This is a genomic window from Arsenophonus nasoniae (assembly GCF_004768525.1).
GTDB classification, from domain to species: Bacteria; Pseudomonadota; Gammaproteobacteria; order Enterobacterales; family Enterobacteriaceae; genus Arsenophonus; species Arsenophonus nasoniae.
Window position 1 is genome coordinate 597,245 of record NZ_CP038613.1, and the last position, 23,882, is coordinate 621,126.

General features: G+C 36.3%; 18 protein-coding genes, 5 tRNA genes and 1 pseudogene. 13 read left to right on the forward strand and 11 right to left on the reverse strand.

Features of this window, described 5'->3' with window-relative positions; all coding sequences use genetic code 11:
- The first annotated feature begins 1 nt into the window (after window position 1).
- The 7 genes and pseudogenes from ptrA to ArsFIN_RS02815 all read left to right on the forward strand — a co-directional run bounded on the left by ptrA (window position 2) and on the right by ArsFIN_RS02815 (window position 10,637).
- Window positions 2-2,896: a pitrilysin gene (gene ptrA / locus ArsFIN_RS02785; RefSeq protein WP_051296940.1), complete on the forward strand. Its 2,895-nt coding sequence runs from the start codon at window positions 2-4 to the stop codon at window positions 2,894-2,896.
- Window positions 2,893-6,507 (forward strand): exodeoxyribonuclease V subunit beta, encoded by a 3,615-nt coding sequence (gene recB, locus ArsFIN_RS02790; RefSeq protein WP_026822106.1) that lies wholly within the window; start codon window positions 2,893-2,895, stop codon window positions 6,505-6,507. The genes ptrA and recB overlap by 4 nt, the downstream gene beginning before the upstream one ends.
- Window positions 6,507-8,345 carry an exodeoxyribonuclease V subunit alpha gene (gene recD, locus ArsFIN_RS02795; protein ID WP_026822105.1) on the forward strand — a complete coding sequence of 613 codons (1,839 nt, stop codon included), beginning with the start codon at window positions 6,507-6,509 and terminating at the stop codon, window positions 8,343-8,345. Before recB ends, recD begins: the two co-directional genes overlap by 1 nt.
- Before the next feature lie 264 nt (window positions 8,346-8,609).
- Window positions 8,610-8,894, forward strand: a complete 285-nt coding sequence (locus tag ArsFIN_RS02800) for a hypothetical protein (protein ID WP_135677450.1) — start codon at window positions 8,610-8,612, stop codon at window positions 8,892-8,894.
- Between the two features lie 470 nt (window positions 8,895-9,364).
- Window positions 9,365-9,757, forward strand: a pseudogene (locus ArsFIN_RS02805) (ATP-binding domain-containing protein); the annotation flags it as partial.
- Window positions 9,758-10,021: 264 nt separating this feature from the next.
- Window positions 10,022-10,255 (forward strand): hypothetical protein, encoded by a 234-nt coding sequence (locus ArsFIN_RS02810; protein WP_026822104.1) that lies wholly within the window; start codon window positions 10,022-10,024, stop codon window positions 10,253-10,255.
- A gap of 52 nt (window positions 10,256-10,307) precedes the next feature.
- Window positions 10,308-10,637, forward strand: a complete 330-nt coding sequence (locus tag ArsFIN_RS02815; protein ID WP_051296939.1) for a hypothetical protein — start codon at window positions 10,308-10,310, stop codon at window positions 10,635-10,637.
- Between the two features lie 158 nt (window positions 10,638-10,795).
- Here the strand turns inward: ArsFIN_RS02815 and argA are convergent, their stop codons facing one another.
- On the reverse strand, window positions 10,796-12,124 hold the full coding sequence (gene argA / locus ArsFIN_RS02820) for an amino-acid N-acetyltransferase (RefSeq protein WP_026822103.1): 1,329 nt from the start codon (window positions 12,122-12,124) through the stop codon (window positions 10,796-10,798).
- Between the two features lie 244 nt (window positions 12,125-12,368).
- Between argA and amiC the strand changes: the two genes are divergently transcribed.
- Window positions 12,369-13,616 carry an N-acetylmuramoyl-L-alanine amidase AmiC gene (gene amiC, locus ArsFIN_RS02825; RefSeq protein ID WP_026822102.1) on the forward strand — a complete coding sequence of 416 codons (1,248 nt, stop codon included), beginning with the start codon at window positions 12,369-12,371 and terminating at the stop codon, window positions 13,614-13,616.
- A gap of 60 nt (window positions 13,617-13,676) precedes the next feature.
- Here the strand turns inward: amiC and ArsFIN_RS02830 are convergent.
- From ArsFIN_RS02830 to ArsFIN_RS02850, 5 genes are all read right to left on the reverse strand, one after another.
- Window positions 13,677-13,753 (reverse strand) — tRNA-Met (locus tag ArsFIN_RS02830).
- Window positions 13,754-13,780: 27 nt separating this feature from the next.
- Window positions 13,781-13,857, reverse strand: a tRNA-Met gene (locus ArsFIN_RS02835).
- Window positions 13,858-13,883: 26 nt separating this feature from the next.
- Window positions 13,884-13,960 (reverse strand) — tRNA-Met (locus ArsFIN_RS02840).
- Window positions 13,961-13,986: 26 nt separating this feature from the next.
- Window positions 13,987-14,063 (reverse strand) — tRNA-Met (locus ArsFIN_RS02845).
- A 26-nt stretch (window positions 14,064-14,089) separates the two neighbouring features.
- Window positions 14,090-14,166: transfer RNA gene (locus tag ArsFIN_RS02850), tRNA-Met, on the reverse strand.
- Window positions 14,167-14,693: 527 nt separating this feature from the next.
- Between ArsFIN_RS02850 and tcdA the strand changes: the two genes are divergently transcribed.
- Window positions 14,694-15,506 (forward strand): tRNA cyclic N6-threonylcarbamoyladenosine(37) synthase TcdA, encoded by an 813-nt coding sequence (tcdA, locus tag ArsFIN_RS02855; RefSeq protein ID WP_026822101.1) that lies wholly within the window; start codon window positions 14,694-14,696, stop codon window positions 15,504-15,506.
- Between the two features lie 181 nt (window positions 15,507-15,687).
- On the opposite strand, the gene ArsFIN_RS28705 is transcribed toward tcdA, so the two are convergent.
- Together ArsFIN_RS28705 and ArsFIN_RS02865 are read right to left on the reverse strand one after the other, a co-directional pair.
- Window positions 15,688-15,837 carry an aminotransferase class V-fold PLP-dependent enzyme gene (locus ArsFIN_RS28705; RefSeq protein WP_162143405.1) on the reverse strand — a complete coding sequence of 50 codons (150 nt, stop codon included), beginning with the start codon at window positions 15,835-15,837 and terminating at the stop codon, window positions 15,688-15,690.
- 408 nt (window positions 15,838-16,245) lie between these two features.
- Window positions 16,246-16,425, reverse strand: coding sequence for an aminotransferase class V-fold PLP-dependent enzyme (locus tag ArsFIN_RS02865; RefSeq protein WP_026822100.1), 180 nt, complete (start codon window positions 16,423-16,425; stop codon window positions 16,246-16,248).
- Between the two features lie 505 nt (window positions 16,426-16,930).
- On the opposite strand from ArsFIN_RS02865, the gene ArsFIN_RS02870 reads away from it, so the two are divergent.
- The 3 genes from ArsFIN_RS02870 to rlmM all read left to right on the forward strand — a co-directional run bounded on the left by ArsFIN_RS02870 (window position 16,931) and on the right by rlmM (window position 19,388).
- Entirely contained in the window at window positions 16,931-17,854 is a 924-nt protein-coding gene (locus ArsFIN_RS02870) for a transcriptional regulator GcvA (protein ID WP_026822099.1), read from the forward strand.
- A gap of 63 nt (window positions 17,855-17,917) precedes the next feature.
- The gene (locus ArsFIN_RS02875) at window positions 17,918-18,298 is read left to right on the forward strand and encodes a DUF423 domain-containing protein (protein ID WP_210409113.1); all 381 of its coding nucleotides are present in this window, start codon (window positions 17,918-17,920) and stop codon (window positions 18,296-18,298) included.
- The gene (gene rlmM / locus ArsFIN_RS02880) at window positions 18,291-19,388 is read left to right on the forward strand and encodes a 23S rRNA (cytidine(2498)-2'-O)-methyltransferase RlmM (protein WP_026822097.1); all 1,098 of its coding nucleotides are present in this window, start codon (window positions 18,291-18,293) and stop codon (window positions 19,386-19,388) included. Before ArsFIN_RS02875 ends, rlmM begins: the two co-directional genes overlap by 8 nt.
- 41 nt (window positions 19,389-19,429) lie before the next feature.
- On the opposite strand, the gene xni is transcribed toward rlmM, so the two are convergent.
- Genes xni through queF form a run of 3 tightly spaced genes read right to left on the reverse strand, consistent with a single transcriptional unit; the run spans window position 19,430 to window position 22,441 of the window.
- Window positions 19,430-20,188, reverse strand: a complete 759-nt coding sequence (gene xni / locus ArsFIN_RS02885; protein WP_026822096.1) for a flap endonuclease Xni — start codon at window positions 20,186-20,188, stop codon at window positions 19,430-19,432.
- A 26-nt stretch (window positions 20,189-20,214) separates the two neighbouring features.
- Window positions 20,215-21,585, reverse strand: a complete 1,371-nt coding sequence (gene ppnN / locus ArsFIN_RS02890; protein ID WP_026822095.1) for a nucleotide 5'-monophosphate nucleosidase PpnN — start codon at window positions 21,583-21,585, stop codon at window positions 20,215-20,217.
- 10 nt (window positions 21,586-21,595) lie between these two features.
- Window positions 21,596-22,441, reverse strand: a complete 846-nt coding sequence (gene queF, locus ArsFIN_RS02895) for an NADPH-dependent 7-cyano-7-deazaguanine reductase QueF (protein ID WP_026822094.1) — start codon at window positions 22,439-22,441, stop codon at window positions 21,596-21,598.
- 186 nt (window positions 22,442-22,627) lie between these two features.
- On the opposite strand from queF, the gene syd reads away from it, so the two are divergent.
- The gene (gene syd, locus ArsFIN_RS02900; RefSeq protein WP_026822093.1) at window positions 22,628-23,182 is read left to right on the forward strand and encodes a SecY-interacting protein; all 555 of its coding nucleotides are present in this window, start codon (window positions 22,628-22,630) and stop codon (window positions 23,180-23,182) included.
- Window positions 23,183-23,882: the final 700 nt, after the last annotated feature.

The following is a 23,882-nucleotide window of genomic DNA, read 5'->3' on the forward strand; positions in this document are numbered from 1 at the left end:
GATGCTTAAAATGACATGGGTTGTTATGAAAAACATGATAGTCGTGCTCTTATTACTATTTGGTACAGTAAGCTTTGCTAAGCAGAATTGGCAAGTTTTGCCTGATAAGATAAATAAAAGCGAAAAAGATACTCGAGAGTATCAGGCGATAAAACTTGCTAATGATATGATTGTATTGCTGGTATCTGATTCGAAGGCCAATAAATCATTAGCTGCAGTTACTTTACCAGTAGGCACCATGGAAAGTCCGGATCAACAACTTGGTTTGGCGCATTACCTTGAACATATGGTATTGATGGGGTCTAAACGCTATCCTGAACCAGGTGCAATATCAGAATTTTTGCAAAAACATGGTGGCAATCATAATGCTAGTACGGCTCCAAATCTTACTGTTTACTACTTAGAGGTTGAAAATGATGCTTTAGGAGCAGCTACAGATCGTTTGGCAAGCGCACTAGCAGAACCATTGCTTGATCCTAAAAATGCTGATCGAGAACGTAATGCTGTCAATGCAGAATTAACAATGGCACGTGCTCGCGATGAAATGCGATTATGGCAAGTTCGTTCTGAAACACTTAATCCAGCTCATCCTAATTCACGTTTTTCTGGTGGAAATTTAGAAACGTTGAGTGATAAACCCGGTAGTCATTTACAAACTGAGCTCAAAAATTTTTATTATCGCTATTACTCGGCTAATCTGATGAAAGATATCTTGTATGGCAATCAATCACTAAGTCAATTAGCTAAAATTGCAGCTGAAACTCTCGGTCGTATTCCGAATCGAAAGGTTATTGTCCCGGAGATAACTGTACCCGCTATAACTGATAAAGAAAAAGGCATAATCATTCATTATGTGCCAGCACAACCTAAGAAAGCTTTACAACTTGAATTTAGTATTGCAAATAATTTAACTGAATTTCGTAGTAAGACGGATGGATATATTGGGTATTTAATAGGAAACCGAAGTCATAATACCCTTGCTGATTGGTTGCTAAAAGACGGACTTGCTGAAGAGATAAATGTCGACGTGGCACCCGATGTTGATAGTAATAATGGCATTTTTTCGATCAATGTTTTATTAACAGACAAAGGATTGGAGAATAGAGATAAGATTATTGCAGCAATATTTTCTTATATTGATTTATTAAAAGAGAAAGGTATTAAGAACGATTATTTTAACGAGATCGCCAATGTTCTAAAACTTTCATTTCAACATAATTCCATTGTGAGTGATATGAATTATATTCAACAATTATCTAATCAAATGTTGAATGTGCCAATTGCCCATGTGCTTGATGCTAATTACATTGCTGATCGTTTTGATCCTAAAGCAATAAGCAGCCGTTTAGCAGAATTAACTCCTAATAATGCTAGAATTTGGTTTATTTCGCCAAATGAACCACATAATAAAGAAGCCTATTTTCTTAATGCGCCTTATCAAGTTGATAAAATTAACAGCCAGCAATATCAGCAATGGGCTGAGTTAAAAAAAACAATCCATTTTTCGTTACCTGAATTGAACCCTTATATTGCTAATGATTTTTCTTTAATTAAACATTCCCGTACTTATCAGCATCCTGAATTAGTATATGAGAAAGGAAATGTACGCATAGTTTATATGCCAAGTCAATATTTTGCTGATGAGCCAAAAGGGGGGATTGCTTTAGATTTACGTAATGAGCAGAGCAATAAAACGGCAAAATCTCAAGTTAGTGCAGCGTTATTAGAATACTTAACCACTTTGAAATTGTCTCAATTAAGTTATCAAGCTTCTATCGCCGGAATGGAGCTTGTTGTTTCTTCAAATTTAGGGTTGCAATTGAAAACGAGTGGTTATACTCAACATCTAGCTGAATTGACAACAAAAATGGTCAAGGAATTTCTTACCTTTACAATTTCTGCCGATGAAGTTGCGCAAGCAAAATCATGGTATAGAGAACAGCTTGAAGTTACTAATAACCTTAAAGCCTTTGAGTTGGCAATGCAGCCAAAACAACGTTTAGAAAATGTACCTTATTTTGAGCAAGGACAGCGCTTAAAAGCACTAGAAACGATCACAGCAAATGACATCCTAAATTACCGTCAAGATACTATTGAAAATGCAGCCTTACAAGCGATTGTTTTTGGCAATCTCACACAAAAGCAAGGGATTGATATTATTAAATCCATTTATCATTTATTGAATAACAAAGGTAAAAACTGGTGGAGAGGAGATATTATTGTTGTTGATAAACAGCATAAAGTAAATTTTCAATATCAAGCAAATAGTACGGATAATGCGCTAGCAGAAATATTTATTCCGACAGGATATGACCGTTATAGAGGATTTGTATTATCAAATATTTTGGCCAATATTTTACACCCTTGGTTTTTTGAGCAACTAAGGACGCAAGAACAATTGGGCTATGCAGTGTTTGCTTTTAATACTAATTTGGGTGAGCAATGGGGATTAGGTTTTTTATTACAAAGCAATAGTAAAACTCCTGACTATTTGAATGCACGTTATCAAAATTTTTATCAATTAGCCTTTAAAAAATTAAATGCGATGCAAAAAAGAGATTTTGAGCTATATAAAAAGGCAATTTTGACGGAAATGGAACAGCCTCCGCAAACTTTTTATGAAGAGATAGATCGCTTTTTACCAGATTTTGCGAGGAATAATTTTGCTTTTGATAGTAGAGCAAAAATAATAAAAATATTAAAAACGGTTAGCCAGCAAGATTTATTAACTTTTTATAATAATGCGGTTTTGCAACCAAAAGGTTTAGCTTTTGTTTCACAAATTATTGCCAAAGGTGTCAGTAAAGAAGGTTATGCTCAGTTGAAAGATTGGATAACTTATCCCACTGCGTCTGAATTACAAAAGATTTTGCCAATTGAGGTAGATGCTAAGTGAGGAAGAGGAGAATACAAACTTATCAACTGAATCCTTATCGTTTACCTCTCTATGGTCAACGGCTAATAGAAGCTTCAGCAGGAACAGGAAAAACCTATACAATTGCCTTACTCTATTTGCGATTGTTATTAGGTGTTGGGCAAAAAAATGCATTTTCTCGCCCATTAAGTGTTGAAGAGATTTTAGTGGTCACTTTTACAGAAGCAGCAACTGATGAGTTGCGATCACGTATTCGCCACAATATTCATCAGATGAGAATAGCTTGTATTAGAAATGGTATTGGGTTTGATGAAAATTCAATATACCGAATCTTACTATCTTCTATTGCAGATAAAAACGAAGCCGCACAATGGTTACTTGCTGCTGAACGCCAAATGGATGAAGCGGCGATTTATACCATCCATGGTTTTTGTCAACGCATGTTGGTGCATAATGCTTTTGAGTCAGGCATGCTATTTGAGCAATCGATAATAAAAGACGAACATAGCTTACAGCAACAGGCTTGTGCTGATTTTTGGCGGTGTAATTGCTATCCACAGGATTATTCTATATCAAAAGTTATTGTTGACGAATGGAGTGATCCAGAGGCACTGCTAGCTGAAATAAAGCCTTATTTACAAGGAGATATTCCAACCTTTATCAACCAACCCATTGAAGCTCAATCAATAAAACAGCGCCATAAAACACTCATTGATACTATAAAAGTAGTAAAAGAGCTGTGGCTTTTAAATTCGGCGAATTTCTTGGACTTAATTAGTGATTCTGCTATTAATAAACGTAGTTATAGTCGCCGTAATTTACCGCTTTGGTTAGCCGCGGTCACTAGCTGGGCACAGTCAGCAACCGTAGATTACAAAATACCGAAAGAACTTGCTCGTTTTTCCCATTCTGAATTGCTAGATAAGACACCAACAGGTAATGTACCAGAACATGAAGTTTTTCTTGTTATTGATAATCTGTTACAACAATCACTTACATTACGTGATCTTATTATTTCAAATGCAATTATCAACATTCGTCAAACGATTGTTAAAGAGAAAAAACGGCGTGGAGAGATTGGATTTGATGATTTATTAAGCCATTTAGATCAAGCATTACAGGCAGAAGGAGGAGAGCGATTAGCTAATGCTATCCGTAATCGTTACCCCGTTGTTATGATCGATGAGTTTCAAGATACCGACCCGCAACAATATCGAATTTTTCAGTTTATTTATCAGGGGCATAATCATTGTGGCCTATTATTTATTGGTGATCCTAAGCAAGCTATTTATGCTTTTCGTGGCGCAGATATTTTTACTTATCTTAAAGCTAAAGATCAGATTGAATCACATTACACACTTGATACCAATTGGCGTTCATCACCAAATATGATTGAGGCAGTTAATCAATTATTTAGTCGGGTAGCAAAGCCGTTTGTATTTGAGCAAATACCGTTTAATACTGTTAATCCAGCCCCTGTGAATCAGCATTTAGCGTTTATTCATAACACAGAAAGATTATCCGCATTAAATTTTTGTTATTTAGACAAAGAAACTGTTTCCATCTTGGATTATCAGCAAACAATGGCCTACCAATGTGCTAATCAGATATGTGATTGGCTGAAAGGGGGTGAGAAAGGGACAACCTGGCTATATAGAGATAATGTAAAACAGCCGGTAACGGCTGCCGATATAATGGTATTAGTCAGAAGCCGTCGTGAAGCAGTAATGATACGAGAAGCGTTAAGTAAATTTAATATTTCGTCAGTGTTTCTTTCTAATCAAGAAAGCGTTTTTGCTACTGATGAAGCGCGCGATCTATTATGGTTATTACAAGCTGTGCTCTCACCCGAAAAAGAGCGTACGTTGCGTTGTGCATTGGCTACCCGTTTAATCGGGCTAAGTGCACAAGATATTGAACAATTAAATCAGGATGAAAATCAGTGGGAAAAACGGGTTGAAGAGTTTGCCAACTATTTATTGATTTGGCAGCGGCATGGTATTTTGCCTACATTACGGGCTATTATAGTTAACCATCGAATTGCTGAAAACCTACTAATGGATAATATAGAAGGTGAAAGGCGTTTGATGGATGTGATGCATTTGAGTGAATTATTACAAGAAGCGGAATTACAACTTGATAGTGAGCATGCCTTAGCCCGTTGGTTAGCACGGCAGATAGACCAACCTGATCCTTTATTAGAAAATCAGCAAATACGTCTAGAGAGTGATAAGCATTTGGTTAGTATTAGCACGATCCATAAATCTAAAGGTTTAGAATTTCCGATTGTTTGGTTACCCTTTGCCTGTCAATTCTCTCAGCAAAAATTGGCCACTTTTCATGATCGTGCTAATTTTCAAACATGCCTTGATCTGACAGAGCAAGCAGAGAGCATTAGGCTGGCTGATGAAGAACGTTTAGCCGAAGATTTGCGGTTGCTATATGTTGCACTAACGCGCTCAAAATATCATTGTAGTGTTGGTATTGCCCCTATAATAAAAGGCCGCCCTAGTGGGCAAAGTGGTGACACTGATTTGCATCAAAGCGCATTAGGTTACTTATTACAAAACGGCCAACAAGTTAATGCCGCTTTATTACGCGAAGCGTTAGATGGATTAGCTAGTGAAAATATTAGTATCACAGCTATTAGTGATATTAATTTATCGCCTTGGTATCCTAAAGAAAATAAACCTGTGACCTTATTGGCGCGAAATTTTACAGGTCAGATCCAAAATAGTTGGCGGGTTACTAGTTATTCAGGATTAACTTATCAAGATATATATTCTTCCTCTGATAAGTTTACGGCTAGTGATGTAAATATTGAGATGGCTATCCAAGCGTTAGCACCTAAAATGGACGCAGATGCGCAAGGTGACAGCTTGTTGGTGCAAGGTGAAATAGCAGATAGGAGTGTTCATACTTTTCCTAAAGGTGCCACTGCAGGCACTTTTTTACATTCCTTGTTGGAATTATTGCCATTTAATCAACACCCGCAAGAGTGTTGGTTAGCTGAGAAATTAGAACAAAGCGGTTTTTCAGCTGATTGGGCTCCTACGTTAAAAATGTGGCTAATAAATATTTTTGACACCCCTTTACTTAAAAATAATTTCCGCTTGTCAAAAATCGCACCTGAGTATCAATTAAATGAAATGCAATTTTATTTACCAATAGAAAAATTATTATTGTCATCTGCATTAGACAGATTAGTCCATCAATATGATGCTTTATCTCAACGGTGCCCACCACTTAGTTTTGAGCCAGTGACAGGTGTTTTAAAAGGTTATATTGATTTAGTTTTTTGCTGGCAAGACAAATTTTATCTGCTTGATTATAAATCAAATTGGTTAGGAGAAAATGGTCTGGCATATAGTCAGGAGGCAATACAGAGCTCGATGATTGATCATAGATATGATTTACAGTATCAGCTTTATACATTAGCTTTGCATCGTTATTTACGAAATCGTTTACCCGATTATGATTATCAAAAACATTTTGGGGGCGTCATCTACCTTTTTTTGCGAGGGATTGATGTTAACAACCCTGGTTATGGTATTTATCATACTATTCCTGCTTATGAGTTAATTCATAGCCTTGATAAGCTATTTAAGCCAACTAATCGAGGTAAGGAATAATGATAACTTTACTAAAGCGAGCTGCTGAGCTTAATTTGTTTAATGCTTTAGACCTACAGCTTGCTATTCGGTTAGTGGAAGATGAAAACCCGTTATTATTATTAATATTTGCATTATTAAGTGCTGAAACTCGTGCAGGGCATGTTTGCTTGTTTATTGATAAGCTTCAACCATTTTATTTATTTGAAGGCAGGCAAGTTGAAATGGCTTTTGCCCTTTGGGAAATGGCGGGCTCACCTGATAGTTGCAGGATTTATGCTGAGCTTAAACAATGTCATGCTGTTTGTGATGCTCAACAATCAGCCGCCAAGCCATTAGTATTATCAGGTAACAAACTCTATTTTCAACGGATGTGGGCTGATGAAGGATTAGTGGCTGACTTTTTTTCTCGTCATTTGTTAGAAACCGTTGATGAACAGCGGCTAGCGACTATTTTAACGCATCTTTTTACGCCCTCGAACACACCAGATTGGCAAAAAATAGCCGTTGCAGTTGCAGTAACCAGTCGGATTGCTGTTATTTCTGGTGGGCCAGGTACTGGTAAGACGACAACAGTAGCACGTTTATTAGCTACCTTAGTCAAATTAAGCCATGAAAAATTGATTATTCAGTTAGCCGCACCGACAGGAAAAGCGGCTGCAAGATTAACAGAATCGCTAAGTAATGCATTATTAAAACTGAATTTAACTGCAACCGAGCAAGCGGTTATGCCCGAGCAAGCGCAGACTATTCATCGATTATTAGGTGCTCAACCAGATAGCCAGTTATTACGTTATCATAAAGATAACCCACTGTTGTTAGACGTATTAATTGTTGATGAAGCATCAATGATTGATTTGCCTATGATGGCCAGATTGATTGAAGCCCTACCTGGCCACGCACGGGTTATTTTGTTAGGTGATAGAGATCAATTAGCTTCTGTTGAAGCGGGTGCTGTCCTCGGTGATCTTTGTCGTTTTTCCGCATGCGGATATAGTCGTGCAAGAGCAGCACAGCTGACTGAAATCACCGACTGTGACTTATCTGATTTTATATCGAACGAAGGACCCGAAGTTAAAGATCGGATTTGCTTATTACGAAAGAGCTATCGTTTTGATGCACAATCAGGAATTGGTCGACTCGCGACGGCAATTAACCAAGGTAATATCAAACATGTTGAGCAACTATTAACACAGCAAAGTGCGGATATTGCTTTTTATTCTGTTGATTCGTCTGAACAATATGGCAAATTACTTTCTGATGCTGCTGCATGCTACCTGTGTTATTTGGATATGATTAAAGCGGGTCGAAATCCTGAAGAGATCCTGACTACTTTTAATCGTTATCGCTTATTAGCTGCTCTAAGGGATGGGCCATTCGGGGTTATAGGATTAAACGATAAATTAGAACAGCTTTTGCATCGTCAGGGAAGTATTCGACGACCAGCCTATAGCTGGAATAAAAACTATGAAGGTCGGCCAATTATGATTACTAAAAATGATCGTCCTCTAGGTTTATTTAATGGGGATATTGGCATCATGCTACGCGATGGTCAACAGGGTTTAAAAGCTTATTTTCAGTTGCCAAATGGGGTAGTTAAAAGAATACAACCTAGTCGTTTACCTCAGCATGAAACCGCTTTTGTCATGACAGTACATAAATCTCAAGGGTCAGAATTTGAACATGCGGCGTTGGTTTTACCACCAATTTTTACGCCTATTATTAGTAAAGAGCTTATTTATACAGCAATTACGCGAGCTAAAAATCAGTTGACGATTTATGCTGATCGTCATGTTTTTGCTAAAGCGTTAGTGACGCCGACAGAGCGACGCAGTGGTTTGACTGAGCGATTAGTTTGATGAAAGTAGAACTATTTAACTTGCTAGCTTGTTTTATATTATTCATAGCCAATAGCAATAAAAATAATAAATTTTTAAACATAGGGAACAGAATTGAAATAATGCGTTAAATAACTTTAGTTTCAGCTCTTATCAATTAATAAGTTATTTGTAGTAATTCTTATTTTCGTATTAATTGTTTTTTAGAAGTATAAATGGTCGATATTTGAGATGCTGCATAAAATATTTGAGCCTTATTATTATTCGATGGAGGGATGCAAATAAATGTTAAATTCAATCAATCAGACATTTCAGATTAGTGATTATTCATCTCAGGTAGTTAATCAACAAGCAGTTTCTGCGTTAACGAGTGCAAATACAGAAGATAAATTAGTTTCTCAGTTTCTGACAGTAGGAAATTCTAATATTGATCTGAAAGAGATAGAAAAAAAAGAAAATGATTTATTTGATGCAGTTAAAAATAATCTAAATTTCCAAAATCTCTTAATTGACTCTAATACCCTTAAACTTCCACCGAATAGGATGAAAGAGTTTACCAGGCTGGGTTAACCATGGGTGTTGTTCATGATTTCCCAATGACTACTGAAATGGAGCCAATAGCGAAAGCAAAAATTAAGGCTAATAGCATTTATAATGATTTTCCTATAAACAATTAGTAGGAAGCACCAGAAAAGGTAATTGAAAATAGAGGCAAAGCTTTTGTAGCAGGTTTTTTATTGGCTAGTACTCCTTTAGACGCGACTGCCTATGCTAAGGCATTAAATATTGGTAATGCGGCAGCAAAAGAAAGACCGACCCGCTAATGGTTAACCATTTTTCATCGATGTGGAATCTGCGTGATACTATAGCCGCATCAATGGTTACCAGAAATAACAATTAATTAGTTGTTATTTTATTTCCGGCTCTTCTCCTTATGAAATAGAGAGGAGCCGATGTTTTTTTATTTTTTGCTCAATAGCAATAAAAAAACTGTTCATTCAAATAGTGAACTTTTTACTACCATTAGCTGGAATAAAAACTATGAAGGCCGCCCAATTATGATCACTAAAAATGATCGTCCTCTAGGTTTATTTAATGGGGATATTGGCATCATGCTACGCGATGGTCAACAGGGTTTAAAAGCTTATTTTCAGTTGCCAAATGGGGTAGTTAAAAGAATACAACCTAGTCGTTTACCTCAGCATGAAACCGCTTTTGTCATGACAGTACATAAATCTCAAGGGTCAGAATTTGAACATGCGGCGTTGGTTTTACCACCAATTTTTACGCCTATTATTAGTAAAGAGCTTATTTATACGGCAATTACGCGAGCTAAAAATCAGTTGACGATTTATGCTGATCCTCATGTTTTTGCTAAAGCGTTAGTGACGCCGACAGAGCGGCGCAGTGGTTTGACTGAGCGATTAGTTTGATGAAAGTAGAACTATTTAACTTGCTAGCTTGTTTTATATTATTCATAGCCAATAGCAATAAAAATAATAAATTTTTAAACATAGGGAACAGAATTGAAATAGTGCGTTAAATAACTTTAGTTTCCGCTCTTATCAATTAATAAGTTATTTGTAGTAATTCTTATTTTCGTATTAATTGTTTTTTAGAAGTATAAATGGTCGATATTTGAGATGCTGCATAAAATATTTGAGCCTTATTATTATTCGATGGAGGGATGCAAATAAATGTTAAATTCAATCAATCAGACATTTCAGATTAGTGATTATTCATCTCAGGTAGTTAATCAACAAGCAGTTTCTGCGTTAACGAGTGCAAATACAGAAGATAAATTAGTTTCTCAGTTTCTGACAGTAGGAAATTCTAATATTGATCTGAAAGAGATAGAAAAAAAAGAAAATGATTTATTTGATGCAGTTAAAAAAAATTCACGTCTTCTAGATACCTCCAATACCCCCTGAGTCCACTGAGCAAACTAAAAGGTTCCATCAAGCTGGATTAGCCATCGGAATTTTGCATGATTTTCAACCGGTTGATAGAATTTCAGAAATAGCGGTTGCAAAAAAGAAGGCAGAACACATTTATAACAATTTGCCTATAAAAAATCAGCTAGATGAGCCAGAAGTGGTAATTGAAAATAGAGGCAAAGCTTTTGTAGCAAGTTTTCTATCGGCTAGTACTACTCCTTTGGATTCGACGGTCTATGCTCAGGCATTAAATATTGGTAGTGGTGTTATAAACGATATGCCTATTGACAATCTAATGGTTAATCATTTTTCAACGATGTGGAATTTGCGTGATACTCTTGCAGCGTCTATGCCTGCAATGAAAACAACTAGTTAACCGTTATTTTATTTTCGGATCTTCTCTTTGTTAAATAGAAAAGATCCGCTATTTTTTATTTTTTGCTCAATAACAATAGAAGGCCTTGTTCATTTAAATAATGTATTTTTTATTACAATATGGTTTATTAATTAAATTTTTAATTATTTTTATGGTATCTAATTAATATTAAGTATTAAAATTTTTGAGCCTCGTTGATAATTATAAAGTGCTTGTTTTCTTATTGGCAACATATCAACTTTTGCCGGCAAAAATCCTCTTTCCTGAAACCAGTGAGTACTTTGGGTTGTTAATACAAAAAGTTTTTCTAATTTTAATTTTTTGGCTTGCAAAGTAATGTGTTCAAGCAGTTTTTCTCCTCTTGATAAATTACGATAGTCTGGATGTACAGCCAGGCAAGCCATTTCTCCCGACTTTTCTTCTAAATAGGTATAAAGTGCTGCACAAGCGATGATCATATTTTCTCGCTCGATGATAGTATATTTGTCAATTTCCATTTCTAATTGTTCACGTGTACGGCAAATTAGTACTCCTTGCTGTTCCAACGGTTGAATTAATTCTAATATTCCAGTTATATCATTGATATTGGCTCGACGAATTTGTTCAGAATTTTCCATCATAATTTGGGTACCAATACCCTTGTGAGAGAATAGTTCTTGTAACAAAGCACCACTCTCTTGATAGCTTATCAAATGGCTACAACGAACACCCTGCCGGCACGCTTTATTTGCGCTACGTAAAAATGGGAGTATGTCAGAATGATTATTTTGTTGTTTTTCCAGTTCATTAATATGTATTTCAGCATCATCTGGCGAGAGTTGCGATAATATATTACCATTTTTATCACTGATGCCTTGTGAAGAACAAAATCCAATTAATTTATCTGCTTTTAGCTTAATCGCTAATTGGCTTGCGATGGTTTCCGTGGCTAAATTAAAACTTTCTCCCGTTACTGAAACAGCAATTGGACCAATTAATACAATAGAACCCCGCTCTAATTGATGATTGATGGCGCTATCATCGATTCGTCGTATACATCCGCTGTGACAATAATCAATACCATTGTCGATCCCTAAAGGTTGAGCAATAATAAAATTACCACTAACGACATTAATATAGGCACCTTGTAATGGAGTATTATTGAGACTCATAGATAATAGAGCGGTAATATCCCACTGTAATGTACCTGATATTTGTTTAGTTAACTCGAGGGTATTGGCATCAGTGACGTGAATATTTTTATGATAGATTACCGGATATTGATCGTTTATGAGTGTTTTATTTACTTGTGGGCGTATGCCATAAACAATAACCAGTCGAATGCCTAAACTGTGTAATAACCCTATATCGCTAATGAGATGAGTAAAATTTTTATCTGCGATAGCGTTACCGTTTAATGTAATAACAAAAGTTTTATCGCGATGTATATTAATATAGGGAACAGAGTGGCGAAATCCATTAATTAAATCAGTACTACGTCCTTTCATATATTTCCTATATAAATTATTCCAAATTAAAGTCTTTTTATGATTTTTGACACAAAATAGCAAGAAAAAATGCATGAAAAAACATCATTATTGTTTCAGAATATATGAGTGACTAATTATTTTTAGAGATTAATTTATTAATGACCGCTCATTAATGATTGGTTAAATTTTTCTATAGTTATTTTTTTGTTGTTGATAATATTGAGCGGTTTGTAATTATTTGATGCTTTAAGTGGGTTTTTCGATGGATCATTCAAAACACGGTTTTTCACGACGACGTCTTCTACAAGGAGCAGCGGCTACTATGCTGTTAAGTATTAGTCCATTCGGGCTAGCCTCATCTTCAAGTATAGTGGCTATTCGTATTTGGCCTGCTTCTAGTTATACCCGAGTAACATTAGAATCAAATATTGCCTTAAAATATCGTCAATTTGCTTTGTCTGCTCCTAATCGTATTGTCGTGGATTTAGAAAATGTACAATTAAATAGTGTCTTGCAAGGGATTGGCAAGCAAATTAGTTCACGCGATCCTTATCTCAAATTAGTGAGAGTAGGACAATTTGATCAAAAAACGGTTCGAATAGTTTTTGAAGTAAAAATTCATGTTGAACCACAAATGTTTTCTATTGCGCCTGTTGCTGGTTTCAAACATCGCTTAGTTGTTGATTTTTATCCTGCTTCAGGTGTTTACACCGATGACGATCCGTTATTAGCACTATTAGAAGATTACAATAAAGGAAAGTTGGATGATGCATTGCCGGTTAAAGCGAGAAAGCCAGGCAAAGCAGGCAGAGATAGGCCAATTATCATTATGATCGATCCTGGTCACGGTGGGGAAGATCCTGGTGCAATCGGAAAATATAAAACGCGGGAAAAAGATATCGTATTGCAAATTGCGCGGCGATTAAAAATATTAATTAATCGTGAACCTAAAATGAAAGTTTATATGACTCGTAATGAAGATGTATTTATTCCTTTAAAAGTACGAGTTGCAAAAGCACGAAAAATGCAGGCTGATTTATTTGTTTCCATTCACGCTGATGCTTTTACTAATCGTAAAGCGAGCGGTTCTTCAGTATTTGCATTATCCACCAGAGGAGCAACCAGTAACACCGCCCGTTATTTAGCGCAAACACAGAATGAGGCAGATCTGATTGGTGGTGTTAGTAAAAGTGGTGATAAATATCTTGATCACACCATGTTTGATTTAGTTCAGACGGCGACTATTAATGATAGTTTGAAATTTGGTACAGAAGTACTTAAACGAATGGGTAACGTTAATAAGTTACATAAGAACATTGTTGATCAAGCGGGTTTTGCGGTATTAAAAGCACCAGACATCCCGTCTATTCTGGTTGAAACTGCTTTTATTAGTAATATTGAAGAAGAAAGAAAACTAAAGACAGCAAAATTTCAACAGCAGATGGCGGAATCTATTTTCCGGGGCATTAAAGCGTATTTTGACAATGGTGGAAAGCTGGCTTTGCGTTAAGCGGGTTAATTAGATAAATAATAGCTTTGTTGGGAAACTATTCTGATAGTGAATGGAAGGTGGTTGCGGGAGCCGGATTTGAACCGACGACCTTCGGGTTATGAGCCCGACGAGCTACCAAGCTGCTACATCCCGCGTCTGAAAGGGTTAATGTTTTTAAATATTGGTTGCGGGAGCCGGATTTGAACCGACGACCTTCGGGTTATGAGCCCGACGAGCTACCAAGCTGCTCCATCCCGCGTCTGAAAGGGTTAATATTTTAAATATTGGTTGCGGGAGCCGGATTTGAACCGACGACCTTCGGGTTATGAGCCCGACGAGCTACCAGGCTGCTCCATCCCGCGTCTGAAAGGGTTAATGTTTTAAATATTGGTTGCGGGAGCCGGATTTGAACCGACGACCTTCGGGTTATGAGCCCGACGAGCTACCAAGCTGCTCCATCCCGCGCCTGAAAGGGTTAATGTTTTAAATATTGGTTGCGGGAGCCGGATTTGAACCGACGACCTTCGGGTTATGAGCCCGACGAGCTACCAGGCTGCTCCATCCCGCGTCCGATAGCGGCTCACTATACTCAGGATCAGATCCGATGCAAGTTTTTTTCTTAAATATTGCGATATTTTATTATATCTTGTACATAAAAGAGACGTGATGATTGATTTTTGTTCTTTTATGCATATTAGGCATCATGCTTAGTGATAGCCTATGTCAGCAAAAATCGATAGCTAAATAAACAATCAATAAAATAAATACATAACTTTTTTAGTGCTAATGCAAAAGTAGTTATTTAATTATTATCTTAAATCAGTAAAATATTTTATCAAAAATTATCTTGTCGATTGGGTGAGGGCATAATTTATTGCTAATTTAAGTCTCTAGAATGAGATTCAATTAAGCTGATAAGTATGAGACAGATAATATGAGTTAATCGTTATTACCCAATCGGTTATTATGCTATGTCGATAAATAGATAACCAGTCGGTTTTACTATCATAATAGATATAATCAGGATTTGAATTAATAAATTAATTTCTTTTTTATTAGTGGTGAACACGCTATTTTTGTTAACTAAGGTTAAACATGCAATTACTCCTTTCAGAAGCTTGGCTGCGGCGCTTCGCTGGTATCGGCCGCCTCTATGGTCAAAAAGCGTTAATGCTTTTTGCTCGCTCTCACATCTGTGTTGTTGGTATTGGTGGCGTAGGTTCATGGGCTGTGGAAGCATTAGCAAGAACAGGAATCGGTACGATTACTCTGATTGATATGGATGATGTTTGTGTGACAAATACTAACCGACAATTGCATGCATTAAGCGAAAATATTGGTCAACCAAAAGTTGAAGTCATGAAATCACGTATCTTGCAAATTAACCCTGAATGTCAAGTTAATATTGTTGATGATTTTGTCTCGGCCACGAATCTTACTGAGCTGATATCGATGCAATTTGATTATGTGATTGATGCTATCGATAGCATACGGCCTAAAGCTGCTTTATTGGCTTATTGTCGTCGTTATAAAATACCTATTGTCACCACTGGAGGAGCTGGTGGGCAAATTGATCCTACACAGATCCAGGTTAAAGATTTAGCGAAAACGATCCATGATCCCTTAGCTGCCAAATTACGTGAAAGATTAAAAACGGATTTTAAAATAGTCAAAAATAGCAAAGGTAAATTAGGTATTGATTGTGTCTTTTCGACCGAACAGTTAGTTTATCCACAAAGTGATGGAACAGTTTGTACGAATAAAAGTAATGCGGAAGGGACAATGCGTATGGATTGCGCCGCTGGTTTTGGCGCAGCAACAATGGTAACAGCGAGTTTTGGTTTTGTTGCTGTTTCGCATGTTTTAAAAAAATTACAGCGTAAAATGATAGCTAGTGAAAGAGGATGAAATAATTTGTTAATTCAATATAATCCGTTAAGGCAATAGCGTCATTTTCAGCCTGTTGCCAATTAATGGCTTTATCCAGCCTATAACCGCGTTAAACGCCAACACTCCGGCAATATTGGTGTGCCTGCATCAAATTGATAAAGAATGGCTTCTGAAAAAAAATGGGAAAATTTAGCTTTGGTTAATATTTTACCCCCTTGCAAGGAACTATCTCTGCTAACAGTGCGATTTTTCCATAACAGATACCAAATCCTGTTGGGCTATACAGTTTATGGGCTGAGAATACATAGAGGTCAATGTCTAACGCTTGTACATTAATAGCACGATGCACAATGCCTGTGTACCATCAGCCACGACTAAAATATTATGTTGATGCGCTAATTTAGTGATAGCCTGAATATTGGGTTATTCACCCGTGAAATCCGACATGTGGCTAATCGCAATGATCCGTGTTCTTTATTAATAAGCGTTGTTTGGTGTTTAGTCGAAAGTTATTTTATCTCTTCTAAGCACTATTTAACTATTTTCGCATTAGTCTATTCAGCCACGATCAACCATGGGATCAAATTGGCATGATGTCCAATTTCGCTGACCATTATTTGTTATAGGATTGGAATCGAGAGCGAAAATAGCTTTGAGTAATAAAATTAATTGATTCAGTACTAATTTTCTCCGTTTGATTATCATTAATCAGTTTGGCTACTTTCTGGCAAATTTGTTCATAAATATACGTTGCTATTTATGCTGTAGGATGTTGATCGCGATGAACAGAGATATTAATAGGTTGATAGCAATTAACAGTCGCCGAGATCAAATTATTGGGTTTAAGGGCAGTGGCCGCACTGTCTAGAAAAATAGTTATGTCTTGGATTGCAGGAAAATATTGGCGAAATTGTGCTATAGAAAATGTTGTTGTCATGAAAAGCACGGCTAACAGAATATTTAGAATCTTTATGTCTAATTATTGCAATTTAACTATGCCATAAATGATCTTTCTCACAAGGTTTGTTATATTTGTTTAAATTAGAAAAATGGTACTAATATTGATTAATAATATCTATTCTATCTGTATTATAAGTATATCATTCGATTATATTCGGCGATGAGAAAGATATTTATTTAGCGGATATAAAAAAACGCCGCGTTAAGTACGGCGCGATAAAATTACTATGGACAGACAAGGTAAATGTATAGGAGTGAAAATAGTAGTATTAACTACCCAACCTGGAAAAACCAGATAATTTGCAAACACAACATCACATCCATAAAGCCAAGAATTTTAAATAAATTAACTACTTAGCGATTCATTCAGGCCTAGGAAGCAGTCTTACTATAGACATATACTGGTTTATCTACAATGGACAATTTATAATGCTTCAGATTATAAAAACTAATGGATATATAAGGATGAGTAAGACGCGATCATGTCAAAATGTATGCCTCCTCTTAATGCATTAAGGGTATTTGATGCTGCAGCACGTCATTTAAGTTTTACTAAAGCAGCAGAGGAACTTTATGTTACTCAGGCTGCAATAAGTCATCAAATAAAAGGTTTAGAAAATTTCTTAGGTATGAAATTATTTCGTCGGCGTAATCGTTCATTATTATTGACTGAAGAAGGACTAAATTATTATTTAGATATTAAAGAAATTTTTTCTTCATTACGTGAAGCTACTCGGAAACTACAGGCATTCAGGGCAAAGGGAGCATTAACCGTCAGTTTATTACCGAGTTTTGCTATTCAATGGTTAGTGCCGCGTTTATCGAGTTTTAATCATGCATATCCTGATATTGATGTGCGTATTCAGGCTGTTGATCATGAGGGAGATAAAATGGCCGATGATGTTGATGTGGCTATCTTTTATGGTTATGGTAATTGGCCTGGCTTAAAAACAGATCGTTTGTATGCGGAATACTTAATACCAGTCTGTGCGCCAGCCTTATTAGCGGGGCGTTATCCATTGAAAAAACCGCAAGATTTGGTTCATCATACATTGCTACATGATTCTTCTCGGCGTGATTGGCAAGCTTATGCACGTCAATTATCATTACAAGATATTATTAATGTAGAACAAGGACCCATTTTCAGTCATAGTGCTATGGTTATTCAAGCCGCCATTCATGGTCAAGGAATTGCATTGATTAATAACGTTATGACAAAAAATGAACTTGACTCAGGTCGTTTGGTATGTCCGTTTAATGATGTTTTAGTCAGTAAAAAAGCTTTCTACTTGGTTTGTCATGATAATCAAGCGGAGTTAGGTAAGATTGCTGCATTTCGTCAATGGATCCTTGCAAAAGCAGCTAGTGAGCAAGAAAAATGGGGATTTGTTACCGTTGAGTCGTAAACTATATGACAAGTAAAATAATTAATTTAAAAGGGAAAGGATATTAACGTGAATGCTCGTTTAATGTTGATATTTGCAGGAATTAGTGGATTTTTTTGCGTTGCATTTGGCGCAATAGGTTCACATTTATTATCACCTATACTAAACCATGATCAAAGAGAATGGATTTGTATTGGTTTACGCTATCAATCAATGCATACTTTAGTCCTTATGATATTAGGTGCTATCTTATTACGTAAAGTCATATTATGGTTTTACTGGGGAGGAATTTTCTTCAGTATAGGCATTTTATTGTTTAGTGGTAGTTTTTACTGTATGGCACTATTACAAGTAAAATATTTTGCTCATTTGACACCAGTAGGCGGTTTTTGTTTTTTGATTGGCTGGATATTGATTGTTATTGGTGCAACTCGGCTTAGGAATCCAATAATACGTCATGAATAATAATATTATCTTATATTGTCGTTCAGGATTTGAAAAAGAGTGTGCGGCAGAAATTACCGATAAAGCGACGCAGATCGGTGTTTATGGTTATGCAAAAGTAAAAGATAATAGCGGTTATGTGCTATTTGAATGCTATCAGGCTACTGATGCAGACCGTTTGGCTAAAGAGATACCTTTTGCTACATTAATATTTGCTCGCCAACTGGTGGTTGTTAGCAATTTATTGAAAGATTTGCCGTCCAACGATCGCATATCGCCGATTGTTACGGTATTGCAAGGTGTCATTGAACGAGCAGGTGAATTGCGAGTTGAAGTGCCTGATACCAATGAGAGTAAAGAACTACTGAAATTTTGCCGTAAATTTACTGTACCTTTACGTCACGCGCTTCGCCAGCAAAAAATATTGTTATTGAAAGAAAACCATCAGCGTCCGGTTATACATATATTTTTTATTGCGGCCGGCTGTTGTTATGTTGGCTATTCTTATGCGAAAAACAATTCACCTTTCTTTATGGGGATCCCGCGGCTAAAACTGCCAGCTGATGCACCAAGTCGTTCAACATTAAAACTGGAAGAGGCATTTCATCTATTTATTCCTTATGATGAATGGGAAGAGCGTTTAGCATCGGGAATGAAGGCGGTTGATCTAGGTGCTTGTCCCGGTGGATGGACATATCAATTAGTGAAGCGCAGTATGATGGTTGATGCAGTTGATAATGGCCCAATGGCGGAGAGTTTAATGCAAACAGGTCAGGTACGGCATTATCGTATTGATGGTTTTAAGTTTACCCCACACACTAAGAATATTACTTGGTTGGTTTGTGATGTGGTTGAAAAACCGGCAAAAGTTGCTGCTTTGATAACAGATTGGTTGTTAAAAGGATGGTGCCGAGAAGCAATATTTAATTTAAAGCTACCAATGAAAAAACGTTATCAAGAAGTTTCACATATTTTGCACAAAATATCACTAACCCTAATCGAAAATGGTATTAATGCTCAAATTCAAGCAAAGCAACTCTACCATGATCGTGAAGAGATCACGGTACATGTAAGACGAATTTGGTCAGCCTCTATACCAGAACGGGATTAGAAGAGAAGTAATTAACAATAAAATTTATATTTTTTATTGAGTTATGGCATAAATCTTAGTTGTTGTAAATTTCCATTTAACTGTAGATCCGTTTTGAGAGAAGCTACCTGTCGGCTAATAAAAGCTATTTTTTGCCCCGGTTCAATCCGTTTGCGCCATTTCTCAGGTATCGAATTGATATTAGCAAAAATAGCCTCTAAGGTAGGATATTGCTGAAGTAAGGTTGCTGCGGTTTTAGGGCCAATACCCGTTATACCGGGTATTTTACTGCTATTTATGCCAGTTAGTCCCCAATAATCTTGCAGCTGTTCAGGTTTAACACCAAATTCTTTGTTAACAAAGGATAAATCAAGCCAGCGTTTTTGAAAATAATCACGAATATAAATCGATGATGAAAGTAGCTGACAATAACCTTTATCTGTTGAAATGATGGTGACACGATATCCAGCGGTAGCCACTTTAATTGCTAATGTTGCCGCCAGATCGTCTGCTTCATTTTCAATAGCATGCCAACAAGCTAATCCTTGCGCCTTAAATGCAATTTCAAGATTGTTTATCTCTTGATAAAGATCATCAGGCATTGCTTGTCTGCCAGCTTTGTATTGAGGTAAAAGTTGTTGCCGCCAGTTATTTGTCAGTTGTTCTTTGCTATCGAATATTGCCACTGCATGGGTTGGCAAAGTATGGTTAATCAACTGGCGAAGGGTTAAAACGCAAGCTTGTTCGCAAGGGCTTCCCTGAACGGCATGAATACGTCTGATTAAATTTAAAGCATCAACAATAAGTAAGTGGATCATAATTTTTTGTACATAGTTTGTCTGGTCAGTTATTTGATTATTTCATAGCAGGGTATGTAGGCTGAACTGCTAGGTAGTTTCATTCGATGTTGACTAACAAACCCACGTAATAATTTATCCATATGAGCCATAATTTTGGCATCACCATGGAGTTTATAGGGGCCATGCTTTTCAATTTCTTTCATACCAATTTCTTTCACATTACCGGCAACAATGCCAGAAAAGGCTCGTCGTAAGTTAACGGCCAATTTTTCCGGCTGCTGCGGATCACAAAATAGATTAAGTTTTGCCATATTGTCATGGGTTGGCGTAAAGGGTTTTTGCAGTTCTGAATTAACTTTTATTGACCAATTAAAGCTATAGGCATCACCGGTATTGAGACGACTTTCTTTGACTTGTGGCATCAGTTTTTTCATTTCACGGGCTACAGCTTCTGGATCATCGATGATAATTTGAAAATAATTACAAGCCTGTTCACCAAGGGTGTGCTTAATAAAATCATTAAGGGTGTTAAAATAAGCTTGGCTTTCTTTTGGGCCAGTGAGTATTAATGGTAATGCCTGATTATTATTGGCAGGATCCATTAAAATGCCTAATAAATAAAGTAATTCCTCTGTAGTGCCTGCACCGCCTGGAAAAATAATGATACCATGCGCTATTCGAACAAATGCTTCAAGGCGTTTTTCAATATCTGGCATGATAACAAGTTCATTAACCAGAGGGTTCGGTGGTTCAGCAGCAATAATGGAAGGTTCAGTTAAACCGAGAAAACGACCATTTTTGTAACGTTGTTGAGCATGGCCTACCGCGGCACCCTTCATTGGTGCCTCCATTGCGCCTGGGCCACAGCCAGTGCAGATATTTAATTCACGTAATCCTAATTCATTTCCGACTTTGCGGGCGTAAAGATATTCAATATCATTTATTGAATGGCCTCCCCAGCAAACAATGGTATTTGGATCTTCATCGAGATGCAGTACTCGGGCATTACGCAAAATGGTAAAAATAATGTTAGTGATATTGATACTATCATGCAGGCTTAATGCCAGCAGTTTTTCAGCGGAAATAATCTGGGCATGAACAAAAAGAATATCTCTTAACACAGAAAATAAATTTGCTTGCAGTGAACGGATAATTCTGCCATCCACAAAAGCTTTTTCCGGCGGATTAATTAATTCCAGTTTGACACCGCGTTCACGCTGGAGAACATTGATATCAAAATTGGGATATTTAGCGATTAATTCTTTACTATTATCTGTCTTACTGCCTGAATTAAGCACAGCTAAAGAGCAGTTTCTAAATAGTTGATAAAGATCGCTACTGGCAGTACGTTTAAGGATGCTAACTTCAATTTGAGATAGTAGATCCATTGAGCCTAACGGGCTGACATGTGTTATCAATTAAAACTCCTTACTGCCGTGCTAATCGCATTATTGTTGGCTGGGAATTCTCATTGCTACGCCAAGGGTTAATGTCCAGCCCGCCACGGCGTGTATAACGGGCATAAACGCTTAATTTATTTGGTTGACATAACTGAAGAATATCATTGAAAATGCGCTCGACACATTGTTCATGAAATTCATTATGGTGTCTGAAAGAGACTAGATAACGGAGTAGTTTTTCTCTATCAATTTTAGGGCCAAAATAATGAATTTGTATGGAGCCCCAGTCAGGTTGGTTGGTAATTAAGCAATTAGATTTTAGCAGATGGCTAACTAATGTTTCCTCTACCAGTATACTCTCGGTGGCATTTTTAAGATAATTACGATTAAATTCATAATCAGTAATTTCTATCTCTTGCTCATCAATACATTCACCAGGCAGATTATTAATAGTTTGATCGGTAAAAATGGTGAGTGGCTGTAATTTTACTATCACTTCTCCTGCCGCGCATGCAGTCAAATCTTGGGTTAGTTGTTTTTCAACTTCTTGCCAGCTGATAAATTTTGTTTGATTGAAACTATTTAGATAGAGCTTAAAACTTTTAGATTCAATCAGATTTACGCTATTAGCATTAATGGTAACATGGCCGATAGCAACTTGCGGTACGCCACGACTGTTTAGCCACGAAAGCTCATAGAGTGTCCAAATATCTGCGCCATGAAAAGGCAATTTATCTGATGATAATCCTAAGGGTTGTCGATTTAAGCGACGTGGAACAGCCTGCAGTAGATGAGGTGCATAGTTATCTTGATATTCGGTTTTTTTTCCGAGCGTTAGGTGTTGTAGCTCGCCATTATCTTGATAAATTGGCATAGAGTTCCTTCCTAAAATAGAAAATCAGTAAGATAGTTGCTAGTTTAATCGATATATTAGAGTAAGTTTGTTGTTTAATGTATAGCTTAACAACTAATTGCGCAGATAGATAATAATACCTAATGATACTTTTATATATTAGAATGATTTATCTCTATAATTCATCACTAATGAGAATAATTGACCATGGAAGCAACGATTTCTCAGGCATTAAAGGAACTTACACAGCGTTATATTGCTTATTGGCAACAGCAAACAGGGGGGTTACCGGCTAGTGATAGTTTTTACAGCATCCCTTCGCCTTGTATAGAATATAGTAAAGATGAAGTTATCTATTGGTTACCTAAACCTTTTCCAATGCTAAATGAAAAGTTACATTCTGTTGAAAAAGCGCTGGAAATCCATTTTTACCCTAATATTCATCAATTTTATACCACGCAATTAGCAGCTGATATGCGAGTAAGGTTTCAAGGTAGGCAACTTGATTTAATTCAGGTATGGAATATGACAGACTTTACTCGTTTACAAAAGAACTTAATTGCACATTTAATTACGCAAAAAAGACATAGACTAACCCCAACCCTCTTTATTGGCAGTTTAGATTCTGAATTTGAAATTATTTCTGTAGATAATATCACTGGCCAAGTTATATTAGAAACATTGGGTCAAATAACGCGTAGTGTCTTAGCGGGTAACCTGATTGAATTTTTAAAACAACTTACTCCTGTAATTGAAATGTAATTAAGATATTTACTTTTTTTTCTGTGAGATATGGCTTACAAATTATGTAAGTTATGTCTGCGTTTATTGCTTTTTAAACCATGAGGCGAGATGAAATATTTTTTATTTCAGTAGGATAAAAAAATATTCTGTAATTATCGAGAAAAAATGATTAAAAACTATTTTTTCTATTCTTGTGTTCCTCAGATAAATCCGACATTCTTATGCCCGCCGATAAGTTAGCATTTATCAAATGAACCATAAATCGTAACGAGAAGTAGAAATAATCTGATAGCAGTTTATTGCACGGAATAGATTCAGTGATTGTTACTAATAATAAGTGGTGAAAGAACGTTTATTTTCTAACTTTGAAATTATTAGATGTTTAATAATATAGAGAAATAAGAAGGGTAGTGTTAGGGATAACGAATGATAAGTATGATTGCTTACAAATAACTACCTCGTAAATAGTAGGAAGATATTTTCAGCAGGATGCTGATGATGCAGGATGCATAAATATTCTATTTAATAGCGTTACATATTATATAACCAGTCGATTTTATAGGCTGGTTTTTTTATGGTTAAGATAGGTTTACAAAAGATTATTTTAATGTCTCAGTCGCTGATAAAATATAACATTATAGGTCAGTAATGTTATTCATAATTAATAAGTGTATTTTAAATGATTAAATTTTTATAGATTGGCTGTTTTATTAAGATT